The 13,190-nt window shown below is 36.9% G+C and carries 9 protein-coding genes; 8 read left to right on the forward strand and 1 reads right to left on the reverse strand.

Going from position 1 to position 13,190, the window contains the following annotated elements:
• The 6 genes from L1D55_RS17805 to L1D55_RS17830 all read left to right on the forward strand — a co-directional run.
• On the forward strand, positions 1 to 217 hold a 217-nt coding region (locus L1D55_RS17805; protein WP_239915817.1), incomplete at its 5' end, for an IS3 family transposase.
• A gap of 651 nt (positions 218 to 868) precedes the next feature.
• The gene (locus L1D55_RS17810) at positions 869 to 2,149 is read left to right on the forward strand and encodes a site-specific integrase (RefSeq protein ID WP_239918312.1); all 1,281 of its coding nucleotides are present in this window, start codon (positions 869 to 871) and stop codon (positions 2,147 to 2,149) included.
• On the forward strand, positions 2,150 to 2,959 hold the full coding sequence (locus L1D55_RS17815) for a hypothetical protein (RefSeq protein WP_239918313.1): 810 nt from the start codon (positions 2,150 to 2,152) through the stop codon (positions 2,957 to 2,959).
• 192 nt (positions 2,960 to 3,151) lie between these two features.
• Positions 3,152 to 3,739 carry a hypothetical protein gene (locus L1D55_RS17820; RefSeq protein ID WP_239918314.1) on the forward strand — a complete coding sequence of 196 codons (588 nt, stop codon included), beginning with the start codon at positions 3,152 to 3,154 and terminating at the stop codon, positions 3,737 to 3,739.
• Positions 3,730 to 5,553, forward strand: a complete 1,824-nt coding sequence (locus L1D55_RS17825) for a relaxase/mobilization nuclease domain-containing protein (protein WP_213962385.1) — start codon at positions 3,730 to 3,732, stop codon at positions 5,551 to 5,553. The genes L1D55_RS17820 and L1D55_RS17825 overlap by 10 nt, the downstream gene beginning before the upstream one ends.
• A gap of 376 nt (positions 5,554 to 5,929) precedes the next feature.
• On the forward strand, positions 5,930 to 6,187 hold the full coding sequence (locus L1D55_RS17830; protein ID WP_213962384.1) for a helix-turn-helix domain-containing protein: 258 nt from the start codon (positions 5,930 to 5,932) through the stop codon (positions 6,185 to 6,187).
• Positions 6,188 to 6,581: 394 nt separating this feature from the next.
• On the opposite strand, the gene L1D55_RS17835 is transcribed toward L1D55_RS17830, so the two are convergent.
• Positions 6,582 to 8,894 (reverse strand): AAA family ATPase, encoded by a 2,313-nt coding sequence (locus L1D55_RS17835; RefSeq protein ID WP_213962383.1) that lies wholly within the window; start codon positions 8,892 to 8,894, stop codon positions 6,582 to 6,584.
• A gap of 587 nt (positions 8,895 to 9,481) precedes the next feature.
• On the opposite strand from L1D55_RS17835, the gene L1D55_RS17840 reads away from it, so the two are divergent.
• Both L1D55_RS17840 and L1D55_RS17845 read left to right on the forward strand, forming a co-directional pair.
• Complete coding sequence (locus tag L1D55_RS17840) at positions 9,482 to 11,716, forward strand: retron Eco8 family effector endonuclease (protein ID WP_239918315.1); 2,235 nt, start codon at positions 9,482 to 9,484, stop codon at positions 11,714 to 11,716.
• 135 nt (positions 11,717 to 11,851) lie between these two features.
• Positions 11,852 to 13,024: a reverse transcriptase family protein gene (locus L1D55_RS17845; protein WP_213962381.1), complete on the forward strand. Its 1,173-nt coding sequence runs from the start codon at positions 11,852 to 11,854 to the stop codon at positions 13,022 to 13,024.
• The last annotated feature ends 166 nt before the right edge of the window (positions 13,025 to 13,190 follow it).

Here is a 13,190-nt window from a genome sequence, read left to right on the forward strand (position 1 = left end):
TATGAGTAGGAAAGGAAACTGCTGGGACAATGCTTGTGTTGAGAGTTTCTTCCATTCTATGAAAGTGGAAGCGATCCAATATGAGCCGATTATGACGAGAGAGCAGATGCGCCAAACGATCTTCGAGTACATAGAGGTTGATTATAATCGAACGAGAAGGCACAGTGCTCTTGGGTATCTAAGCCCAGTTAACTTTGAACAACAAAATGTCGCTTAATGAAGTGTCCAGTCTGGCTGGAGCAGATCATATTATCTCGCTACGGCTATTACACGTACTTCAAGTTGAATGATGACGATATGGTATTGACTCTAAAGTCTGACGCAAAAGTAGTCAGTGTAGAATTGAAAATTTACGCCTCTCACTTTTCTGAACAATCGGATTATCACGTTTGCTTGATAGATGACCGAAACAATACGCAACGTAAAAATAGCCAAATGAACGTTGTAAAGTTAGAGCAATTTTCACTTCATCATCACAGTAATTTTAATGCCGACATACTGAACGCTGCTGGATTGTTGTAGTAAACACTTATCTTCTCTACGCTTGAAATACCCTGAAATGTGAAATCAATCACATTTCAGGGTTTCTACAATTTTGACAATTGGAATGATGACCTATTTGTTAGTAAGTACTTACAACAAGTAATAACAAGGGTTTGGAGCTGAAAAAATATACAGATAGTGAATGTTTATCTTAAATATATAGAAAGTGTATATTATTTTTCTTGTTGAATCAGTAGCTTAGTCATGTTGTGATAATACACACATTCACTATGAGCCAATCAAAAAATAATAATAATGAGTACGACATAGTACCGCTACGTAAGATGAGCACCCCTTTGATGGCCTGTAATTTATAGGTCAAATGATGAACCATAAAAAACAAGTACAAACTAAAAAACTTAAATCTAAAACTCAAAAAAGACGCAAAGGTACGCAAAAATCCTCTGTATCTCTCGATAAAAACGATTATAAATCAAACACCATTGCTCAGGCAGTCGCTCATGAGTTACGCACTAAAAAACCCGTAGTTGCCGAATCTACTTACTTTGGAATGAAAACTCACGCAAGGCATATCATCAGAAGCCTTGGTGACAAACCTATCTCTGAACTCACTATTGAAGATATTGACGAGCTAAAAACAACCCTTCTTCAAGAAGGCAAAAAAGGAAAAGTGATAAATGGCTGTTATACCATCTTGCGTGGTATTTGCGCAAAAGCCGCTTCATCAGGTCTTCAACCTACTGACTTGATGAGCAAAATAAAAAATCTAAAAGTTGTTAATGCAGAGCCTTTCCCTTTTACACAAGATGAAGTATGCCAGTTGTTATTGACTGACACCGATTTTGAAATAGCAAAAGATATGTTTGTATTCGGTATCTTAACTGCATTACGCATCAGTGAATTAATTTGTACTTCTTGGGAAAATGTTGAGTTTTACAATGAAGATGGGATAGAGAGGTGTCGACTGTATGTCGATCTAGCTAAACCTCTTAACAAGTACAAAGTAACTAAAACTGAAGAGTCTGAGCGCACTATAGAGCTTTCTCCCGAAGCAGCCCAACTCTTAAGAAAGCTAGAAGAAAAAACTGGCGGCAAAGCAGCTATCAGCATTGATGTTGTACAACGAGACAATATTACAGTTACCAGCGAAAAGCGTAAGTTCATTTTCTTTAATGAACAAACGGGACACCCTTGGCTCAATCCAAAGCAATTTGCCAAACAATTTTTTAAAGATTTTCTTAAAGATGCAGGCGTTAAGCATCGCGGTCCGAATCAGCTCAGGCATACTGGCGCTTCAATTCAATTTAACAGCGGTGTAAGCGTTGCTTGGATTGCGGAGCTATTAGGGCATCGTGACGTAAGTATTGTTGAAAAGCACTACGCTAAGCGTAATAAAGTAAGCTTAAAAAAAGAGCAAGCGAAAGCTAACAAGACTGTAGCAGAGCTATTTAATAGTGTTGGTGAAAATAGCATTACAGTACCAAGTGATATTGTGGAAGCTAAGCATACAGCACAGCCAGTTGCTAGTGATGATGACAAAGCATTTATCCAAAACTTGCTTCAACTGGCTCGCGGGGCAAAAAATGATGAGCATAGAGAGCAAATCTACAAACTCATTGTTAAAAATCTAGAAGGAGGTCTGTAAATGGCGGATCTTCCCTTACCTTCCTCTCTTCCTAACTCAGTTAGTCAGGAAGGAATGCTTACTCACTCACTACGAGAACAATGGCTATCCGAACTTAAAAAACATGGTTGTTCGACTACGCTAGGCACAAGCATTGACGAATATGCTGCTGCCTTCTCTAATACACACAATGCTCCTAAATCATCCAAAGCTCTTCAAACAAAAGTGGGTGGTGAGTTCAAACGTGTACGAATCGCATTCAAACTATTAAGTAAAGCGACTAAGCCTATTCCTATAATTCGTGAGAAATCTACGTGGTTTGTCGATATTGAACAGCGATTGAACTCTGTTCTTAAAGAGGAAATGTCTACTATCTGGCGTGCGTTCGACACCGAAGTGCAATACTTAGTTCGAGCGCAGACTCAAGATTCTCTAAATCAAATCACAGAACTTGAAGCAGAAAATATAGAACTTGCCGAGTTTATTGATGAGCTGCAAAGGCAATCAAAAAACACCGAAGAACTACAAAAAAGTACGGAGGAAGTAGAAAGCAAACTTGCTCATGCTGAGCAAGTTTGTTCGAGCTATGAACAACGTAACAACGAGTTACGTGAACAGCTGCACGAGCTTCTAACTATTCAAAGAGATCTTGATGTCGCGATAGCAAAGAGCGATTTTCTTGAGCAACAAGTGCAAGATCTGAAGGTTGATAAACAGCGGTTGCTTCAGATGCTCTCGCAACTCGGTGACAGTAGCCGCTCGGGAATAAGTGAGCTACCTAGTCAGGATGACCAAGTCATCATACCTGACCCCGACATCTTCGAAAACTAAAAGCAAAATTTTCCGTTTCACGAAAAACAACTAAGCAAACAGAAAACAAAAGAGCAAGGTTACCCCAGTCCCGTATGAATTCTTCATCGGACTGGGGAGCTAAGCGGCTGCTTAGGAACGCTTGGGCTGCGCCCAAACCCCTGAAGAAACTGACATACAAACAGAATTAGACCTATCAAAATAGGCGAATTTATGACTAAGAAATACAAGAAAAAACAGATAGAAGAACACTACCTTAACAACCCCAAGCTCACAGAAATATTTGAAGAAAAGCTTGAGTTCTGTGTTAAGCACAACATCAAAATCACCAGAAACCGAATGAGGAAAGAGACGAAACTAAAGTCAGCGGAGGTTGATTCTCTTTATCATCATTATTGTGAAGCAAAGAGCACTCGTATCGAAATGAACTGTACGCTCTTAGATAAAAAGATCTGGAAATACAAAGCAGAACAAGCTGGAAAGACGGTTTCTCAGATCGCTTCTGAATCGCTGCATAAGACTAGAATTATCGTTCCTTTCGCAGAGAAGACAAGAAAAGAAATGCTTGGTGTCATTAATGAGCGAGTTCGTTTTAACTCGTTACTAAACCAGACTGTAAAGTGGTGCAACACTCACAAATCAGGTGCGGAATCGATTCAGATACTTTTAGAGCTTAATCAACTCAACAAAGCCTTTGAACAGCATGACCTTCGAGTCATGAATATTCTTGCAAATCCTGAAGTTGACTACAAATACCGTATTGCACATGTTGATCCGTTGGCGGTGGAAGCATGGCAGTAATTTCATTTTTCCGAACAAGTGGTATTGGGCAATCTAGTTCGCAAGCTGCAACTGATTATCTCTATGGTCCTCTGTGCAGCCTCACTGAAGAACAAAGACAAATTTACAGTGAGGCTTATCAAATGCGTAAGTCTGCCAGAGAAACGAACGACATACAGACAGAGTGGGAATGCGACTACATTCTCCAACAGCAGAAAGGAAAGCGCCGAGAGCCGCCACCAGAAGCGATTAATGGCAATCGCAAAGCGGTCGAATATGCGATTGCGCATACACCTCACCAACATAAATATGTTTCTGGTGTGATTGCTCACGCGTTGGAAGATACAGATAAGTTACAAGCCAATCCAGAAATTGAAGCGGAATGGCGAGAATTATTCGAAGACTTGTGTTTTGCGGGGTTCCCCACCAATGAACGTCTTATTGATTGGGTGCGTCACACGCATCAGGGTAATATTGAAAACCACTTCTTAATACCGAGGATCCACCTTGCTACGGGGCTTTCTTTCAACCCCGCCCCACCAGGTCATGAAAATGACTTTAACTTGCTTCGTGACTACTTAAATCTAAAGCACGATTTAGCCAGCCCCCTAGATGCCATGCATAGGAGAATGACTCAAGATAGCAAAAGTTTTGATAAGCGCTCTAAGCTCAAGAAAGAAATAAATGGTTGGGTTAGTGACATGATTGCTAACAACCGAGTGAATAGCCGTTCAGACATCGTTCAAGCGCTAAATAGCGATAAGTTTAAACAAGCTAGTGGTGTTACTCATGTTAGTGAATCTAAAAATTTTCTGCGTCTACATTTTAAAGATAAAAAGAATCTCCGATTGAAAGGATTCGCATTTACAGACCAGTTTCGTTCTAGGGGTTCCTTAACACAGTCCAGTGAGCTATTCCAAAGCAAACAAAGTCGACTGGAGGAGCTAAAAGACCAACTCGATAAAGCGATTATGAAACGAGCTAACTACAACAACAGACGTTACGGATTACACAAAAGTAAGCCCGAACTCAATGTGAGCAAAGCGCATTATTTACCTTCGAACTCGCGTTGGACAGAAACACCGCCTTTTTACATACCGCAACCTCTTCCTAGTTATGCTCGTATGCCTGACTTTGACACAAATCTAAGAGGTGCGGAGATGGCAAAACAGCTTGAGGAAAGAAAAGCGCTAGCGGAGGGCAACGCAGAGCTAGCTTTGAAACAGTATCACGAACAACAACGTAAGTTTGTCTCAGAGTGGATGAGCTGCGTAATTGAAGGAAAATCAGAATATGAGCCATATGGAGAAACAATTAGCTTCACAAATTACATCATTGACGAAGAATCAGCAGATTTCAAACGAGCATTTACTCGCTATGGTCGAGACACAGAACGAGTTTTACTTGAACACGATAAAAGAAATCCAAGAGCAATACCAAGCCGAACGCAGAACAATTTTGAACGACATTGTTCAGACCAATCAAATCATGCTCCAAGAATACCAAGCTTCAGTCGAAGCGTTACAAGAGCTATCGAAAGCCTCCGACGAAGTCTCAATATCCACGAGACAGCAAATACTGAAATTAGAACAACGCTTGAAACTGCTCGAAATGTGGCAGAACGACAGCGCGAAAGCTATCTCGAACTTAGTCGAGCTTTTGAAGTTATAGCAACAGAGCCTGAGCTGAAAACAAAACTTAAAAATACGCTAGCTAAAAACGAAGAGAAAATGCGATGGGATAATGAGCGCGATACGTTACAGCGAGTACTTGATAATCTTGAAAACAAAAAGAAAAATGTTATGAATAGCCCAACTAACAATCGAAATAATTAATTAGTTTACGTAATAGCAAATATCTGTCATGACTATTATTTTTTATTTAAATACATTAGCTTAACTATTGATCTGTCTAAATTCATTAGAGTTCATGATAAATTAATGAAAAGTTTTTCTTATGGTTCAAGAGTCCAATTTTCCTCATCACTCGTGAGCGATTAACACTGTTTAGTCAAAATGTCTGAAACCTCTAGTGTACCGAATACATACTAAGTTTATCGGAGGCTTTTGTGAGGCAAAAATCTGTTCAGAGCAATTAACGCCAATTAAAGATCACAGCTTCCTTTTTCTTACCCCTTACAAGGGGTAATGTGTGTTTTACCCCCTAAAAAGGGTAAACTACACTTTATCGAAAGTAACATGAGGAATGTTTATGTTGATAACATCACCCAAGCAGTTAGCAACACACCTTCGTGATGAGAGAAAAAGCAAGAATTTGTCTCAGAATAAAGTTGCTGATCCTGTTGGCATTAAACAGGACACCGTTTCTAAGTTTGAAGTTAATCCAGAAACCACCCGTATTCAGACGCTATTTCGTATCTTATCATCGCTAAATTTAGAAATGCATATTGTGCCAAGAGGCAAAAGCATATACCGAGAAGCTAATAATGAGAGCGATGAGAAATGGTAAAGTGCGCGTTTTTATGAGTGGTGAGTTGATAGGTTCACTAAAGAGCTTGGCGGTGTCCATAGCTTCCAATCCAACATGATGAAGACTGGCTGAACTGTGCTAGTAAAAACATCGCTCGATATCATTATCCCCCTTCCCCAGCATCGAGAGTCGAACAAGGGCAAAGCTAGCTAGTGGACTGTCTTACGGAGATAGGTTAATTGAGATAGCTAATTTAGAGCCATAGAAAGATGTGCAAGTCACTTGCCATCACACTCTACCTTTTTGTTTCGAAATTTGGTCTTACTTCTCGGATTGGGCGATTAGCGAGTGAAGTAATATAAAGCGCTTAAACAAGTCTTGTTGGATGAAAGAAAAGCTCTACCGATATGGCAGAACTTTTCAAGGTATTTTATTAAATACCAGTAATGAAGTGCAGCGTTTCTTGGGCATATGACTGAACGGTTTGTAAATCTAAGCTTTGAATTTGTGTATCAAATCCATCAGCATGATGAAACGCCTTAGAAAATTCATTAATCTTAGTGATTTGACCGATCTGATTATGTGTATCATAGAAATGACTAGTTGGATCTGTCTCTTCTCGAATCATCGTTATCATATTACCTAACCAAACACCTTCGTTAAACTCTCTAGGGTATAAGAAACGTAGGTGTGCTTCTAAAATAGGGCGAATCGAACGAGCTACTTCAACCTTTGATTCATCTTTGGCATCAGCAACAAAATCATAGAGCTTATTGTACTCTTTATGGTATGAGTGAAGAACGTGAGAGTCATAGTCGCTTCTTTCCACCATTTGACTAGATATGTATTGAGAACTGTCAGCCTTAAGAGGATCTGATTTTTTATATGACACATCAATCTCAAAGCACTTTGTATGTTGAGATAATACCGAGTATTTCTGAATCTCAGATAAAAAGAATGGATCATGACTAAATACGATGGTTTGATAGCCGTTGTTAATCAGCTTTTCAAGCTCAACGATAGTTGCGTCTTTGCGGTAATTATCTAAGGATGACATAGGATCATCTAAAACAACGATTGAATTATCACTATTAGCCTTAGCAAACTTAGATAAGAAGAATGCTAGAGCTAGAGCAGATCTATCACCTAGACTCAGAACGTGCTCAAAGATGTGTTTGTTATCGTCCACATTTTCAACTGAAAGTTCTTTGTCAATAAAGGTTATTACATACTTAAGACGAGTTGAACCGCCTCTACCTTTATTATCCTTATGAAGCTCTTTGATTCGTATCATTGAGTGAAAGTTTTTTAATAGCAGGTTAATCGAATCTTTATGTTCTTTAATGCTAACTTCCTGATCTTTATGAATTTCTTCTTTTAGTTCTTTGACCTTTCTTGTCTTGTCTTTTTTGTCATCAGACAGAGACTTGTGATTGACCAAATCGTCAACTACTTCAGTCTCGAAACGCTTCTTGGTTTCTTCAATGTTGTCGATTTTGGCTTGGAGAGCTTGAGTTGATCCAGTTGCTAGTTGATTCAAAAACTTAGTAACTTGATCGTTAAATTCTTGCACTTCACTGTTGTATTCTGAGAAATCAAATCCATTGAAAATACTATCAAATAGTTGATTGAACGTAGTGAAATTGGTTTCTAACAATAAGTCTTTTTTCTTTTCCTTGATCAAGTTGACACACTCAAATTCGATTGATGTTGATAAAGAAACCAGGTCTTTAAAATCATATTGAGGATTGAAGCCTTTGATGCGATCTGACCAAGTTTTGATAATCTCACTATTGGATTTCACTAGAGCTTCTAAGTCTTCAATTTTACAACCAATGTTTCTTACATCTAATTCGAACTGGCCACTATCAAGCTCGAACTTATCACTAGCCTTAGTGTATGAATCATTAATGAAGTCCTGATACAGCCTAAAGACATTGGAGTTTGCAAGAGGTTGAGCACAGAAAGGGCAATTATCTGATTCGTTTACCAATTGAGTGCCAGTTTCAAGCCACGTGACATCCCGCTCTTTAAGATGATTAGCAATGTGTAGCTCAACTTTTTCTTGTGCTTCTTTCGACAGACTCTCGATGTTGAGTGTGAAGACGCTTGTATTTAAATCTGGCTTAGTCAGAGCTAAGGGAGAAAGCTTTTTACGGCTCTTGTAGTGTTCTACACTCTTCAAATCTTGGATTTGAGCTTCAAGACTTGAAATCTCAGCATCAGCGTTAGGAGTAGCTTTTATACCACGTATCTTAGCAACTGTTTTGCTGGGAAATTTCGTAGTAAGTCGTGTATCAATTGGACTTAGCTGAACGTTGATAGCGTCAATTTCTGCTTTAAGTGTATCAATCTCTTGTTCCTTTAATACTGATACTTTACCTAATGAAAACTCATAATAATTAGTGAGTTGACTACGATCTTTAGCATTAGGTATATAAAGGTTACTATCAATGAACTCTTGATTGAATACTTGGAAACTAAACGGTGTTTCAAGAGAGTTTAGCGTTACGTTTTTACCGCCAACTCGAAGATTGAGAGCTGGTACACCATTAGACTCTAGAGGCTTTAAGGCTTCTATCGCTGCCTTGTCGTTTTCATTGATGAAGTTGAATATCTTACTTAGCGTAGACTTACCAGAGCCATTTCGGCCGTAGATCAGGTTTAGCTTATCAAACCCTTGAGTTAATGCTCGCTTTTGCTGCCATTGCTTGATGTTTTCAATCTTTATTATTCTTTCTAACATTTCTAATCTTTCAGCTATGTAAATTTCGTTGCATGGTGTAAATATGATGCTAAAGGCATATTAGCATGATTATATTGCCTAAAACTGTATCTAGCTCAAAGAGCAGAGGATGCGAGTCAGTGGACAAAAGAAAAGATTCAAGATAAAGGTATAAGTCGGGCTGTTTAATACGAATACTACAGAAAAAGCAGTGAGCGATAGGAGTGACCTTGCATTGACCTACCGAAGCTTTTCGTACCTGATTAAATCTATCTTTTGCTACCTCACAAAGTCGTTGACTCATTACTGTTCAACGATGTGCCAACTAGACTGTCATTAGCACGAAAATGCAACTACAACTGATTTAGTTAGAAAGTTAAGTAGAATGAGGAGGTCGCCAGATCAATGTAGATCTACCACACCATAATACGTTCTCTAGAGCATTGTAAGAAACGCCTGTAATCGAAATTTTCGGTCACGCACCCTAGTATGATGTCCCCCACTAACACAATGAAATACAAGAAAATTGTTGAACTAGATTAAAAATAAGGTAACTTACTGCTACTAGTAGCAGTAAAACAAGCTTTGTTTTCGATGGGTAACAGTTGATGGGCATCAAATCTATAAAGATAAAGAATCTACTATCTTTCAATAATTTTATGATAAAAGATTTATCAGATATTAACTGTGTTATTGGTAAAAATAACGTTGGAAAATCTAACCTTTTAAAGATTATAGATTTTTATTATAAAGCTTTGAATAATGAGTTTTCGCAAAATCTACAATTACATAGTAAGTACTCTAATCATGGTGAAATTACAATAACCTTTGATACCAGTAGGCTGGAAGATGTTATTAGAACCAGTCGAGACAGGAGCCCTTACCAGCGTCACATATATAAAACTTTGTTTAGGAGTGAATTAAACCAGTGGGAGTACTTACATGCGAAAGGAAAGAAAAAAAATCGGTTTAGTTTAACTCTTAAAGTACATAAAAATAATTCAATCTCTTGGTCTGACTCCGACAAAAATGTAAGAGAAATCATCCATCGTATTTATCCATTTTTTTCTATTGATACTCGACGATTAGATTTATACAACTGGAAATATTTATGGAGCATTGTAACAAAGTTAAAATTCTTGAACACGAAGCAGCTACCCAGAGATAAGTTGATTGACTTTATCGATCAGAATATCTCCCAAAAGAGTAACTCATATAAAGATTACGTCAATAATATTGACTCTATTACAAAAGCAACCCCATATGAGTACCAAGAACTTTTATTAAACTATATTAAAGTTGGTTTGGAAGGACATACATTTAATATTGATGGATTAGATTTAGATACTCAATCAGACGGTACTAACTCACACAAATTCTTAGAGTTATTTTTTAATTTAGTTATAACTTTAACGAGAAGAGAGTTTATCACTCCGACAATATTTGTAGATGAGCCAGAAATTGGTTTACATCCAATGAGAAGTGAAGAGCTAATTGATAACCTACACAAATTATATCGAAGTCTCAAAAGTGAATCACCTCAATGGGAGCGCGGAAAGTACAATACACCATATCCCATTATGATATTCACCACACACTCTCCGAGCATTCTAAAAACAATAGTAAAGCAATTTAATCAACATGACGAACATAAAGTATTCCACTTCACCTCTTCTAGAAATAGTGTGACATCCTGTTCTGTTATGAAATCATATTTTGATGACAATAGGTTCATCAATGTATTCAATGATAATGAAGCTCGATTGTTCTTCAGCAACTTTATTCTCTTTGTAGAAGGTGAGACGGAGTTAGAACTATTTGGAAACCTTAGCTTAAGAAGAGTGTTCCCAATATTAAGTAAAATTGATATTTACAAAACTAACGAAGTGATGTTAAAGGCAATAAAGCCTGCAAATTCCAATGTATCGATACCTTACCTTGTTTTGTACGATGCAGACAAGATGATAGATATTAACCCTCATACAGGAGCAATAAATTTCCTATCAAAGGAGGTAGATATACCTTCTATAAGAGATAAATATAAGCGAAGTTTTTGGGGTTCTAAAAGCAATGAACGCTACAAAAGACTCAATAGTATCCTAAAGGTTAATGAAATCCCTAATGAGTTTAATTCGAATAAAACATCTTTCAAACATAGAAATATAGAATCGTTAGTGAATAGAATCAATAGAATAATAATTGATTCCGAGAGAGTAAAAGTCGCACCAAATACGATAGAAGGTTACTTAATAAATAGAAATAGTATAAAGCTGTTTGTTAGGTGGTTAATATCTGAATTCTATAATAATGTTAACGTTGGACCTAAAGGAAACCCTAATATAGTTATAGATATACATAGAAAAAATTATCCAAATAAATTTGACGTGGTCCGTTGTTTTAACGCTATCTTTAATGGCTATTCCTTTGATGGAGAGCTTTCAAGAGAGAATTTAGATTTTGTTGAATTGGTTAAAATCAAATATCTAAGGCAAGTACTTAAAGAGTTTAGGAAGTGCAATATAACTAAGGAAGATAGGGTTATTGTTGTTAGAATTGCTTTCGAAGGAAAATCTGACACGTTATGCAGTAAGGATAACAATAACTACACACTGTTAATTGATCAATCTATTCGTGACCTAGTTTCAATTGTCAAAGATCGGATTGTTGATAAATTACCTTATGGTGGTTCTAAAACAGGAGGTTGGGTATCAAGCTTCCTTGATTTTTCGATCAAAGAAATGCGCAGCAGTTCTTGTGGGACGGACAAGATAGAAGAAAAGTTTAAGCGTGCATTCCCAGAATTATATAGTACAATAGAAGAAGTTTCTTCTTCGATAGACTAATGGGTCTCGCTTGCGAGATGAAGCCTGGAGCTTCCTAGCCTAATATGTGCTTGTCCTGCGCATCCGTATCGCTAATGGTACTTTTAAGGCACGTAAACGTGAAAAGACGTTCTTTGTATCCAAGAAGAGATTATTATGAAAAAATATTCTTTATCTCCTATCATCATAGATTTGCTTAAAGAGTATGCATACTACAAAGAGGACAAAGGGGTTCTTCCTTTGTCCTCTTCCCATGTTCGTGAATTCAAAATTGGGAAAAAATTCGCCTATTCGACTTCGTCTGCAATCAACAGCGTTCATTCTCAAGTTTCAAAGTTGATTTTCAATCAATATATTTCTAAAATTCCTGTTAATCAGTCTGCCACTGCTTACTTGTCTGGAAAGTCATATTATGACTTTATAGAGCCACATCGGAACAATTATTTCTTTCTAAGATTGGATTTAAAGAATTTCTTTCACTCGATTAGTAAAGATATAATAGAAAGAAATTTTCTTGAATATTTTTCAAATGATCCGATTTCTGATAAATGTGAACAAACACACGCTCAAGCCATATATAATTTAATTATGTATAAACTTGATAGTAAGAGTGATAACTCTACATTCAAGGGATGTGAAATACTTCCCATGGGCTTTCCTTTGTCTCCTTCAATATCAAATTTAGTGTTTAGAAAAATAGATTTATTAATCGAAAAATTTTGCGACGAAAAAGGCATCGTTTATACTCGATATGCTGATGACATGCTATTTTCATCAAGGGGGAAAATAGTTCCTCCGCCCATTTTTGCGTTTTTTGGAAAAGATACTAAGAAGAGAAAAAGTTATGATCCTCCATTTCTGCATTCTAAAGCGTTTTATGAGGAAATTTCTTATCTGTTACAGTTAGATGGTTACAAAATAAATAAAAACAAGGTTAAGAAGTCAGTTCATACTATATCTATAAACGGATATACTATAACAGGAAGTAATTACTCCGATATAAAGGGAGATATAAGAATTTCTAATGTTAAAACTAAAACAATAACTAAACTAATTCACGAATTAAAAGTTAATAAAGACGATATATTAGTATTTAAGAAGTGTTTTAAGAAAGAATTTCCTACTCCTAAATATAAAAAAGGTGCTAATGATTTTATATCCGATTTTTGTACCAATCAGATCAACAATAAGCTTGTCGGGTATAAGTCTTATATCATATCTATAGTCAAGTTCGATGGAGATAAGGATTGTCTGAGCACTGCTAGTAGAAGTAAGTATACTAAACTTCTTGAACAATTAGACAATTCGATTACTAAAAGACTGAAGTAACGTATACATAAATACCAATCAACTTCGCGTTACATTATATGAGCTAATTCACGACTAACTAATGTAAGTAACAATATAACTTACATTAGTTCGCTTTGTAATCTTGTAGTATAATGTCACTAGGTTGACTTTTGGTAAATGGCCTGTAACACTGTGCCCAAGTCAA

The sequence above is a fragment of the Vibrio sp. Isolate22 genome, assembly GCF_022398115.1.
Lineage (GTDB): Bacteria > Pseudomonadota > Gammaproteobacteria > Enterobacterales > Vibrionaceae > Vibrio.

Coding starts and splice junctions, on each gene's coding strand:
- L1D55_RS17810 (WP_239918312.1), top strand. CDS start 869: ATGAACCATAAAAAACAAGTACAAACTAAAAAACTTAAATCTAAAACT.
- L1D55_RS17830 (WP_213962384.1), top strand. CDS start 5,930: ATGTTGATAACATCACCCAAGCAGTTAGCAACACACCTTCGTGATGAG.
- L1D55_RS17835 (WP_213962383.1), bottom strand. CDS start 8,894: ATGTTAGAAAGAATAATAAAGATTGAAAACATCAAGCAATGGCAGCAA.
- L1D55_RS17825 (WP_213962385.1), top strand. CDS start 3,730: ATGGCAGTAATTTCATTTTTCCGAACAAGTGGTATTGGGCAATCTAGT.
- L1D55_RS17815 (WP_239918313.1), top strand. CDS start 2,150: ATGGCGGATCTTCCCTTACCTTCCTCTCTTCCTAACTCAGTTAGTCAG.
- L1D55_RS17845 (WP_213962381.1), top strand. CDS start 11,852: ATGAAAAAATATTCTTTATCTCCTATCATCATAGATTTGCTTAAAGAG.
- L1D55_RS17820 (WP_239918314.1), top strand. CDS start 3,152: ATGACTAAGAAATACAAGAAAAAACAGATAGAAGAACACTACCTTAAC.
- L1D55_RS17840 (WP_239918315.1), top strand. CDS start 9,482: ATGGGCATCAAATCTATAAAGATAAAGAATCTACTATCTTTCAATAAT.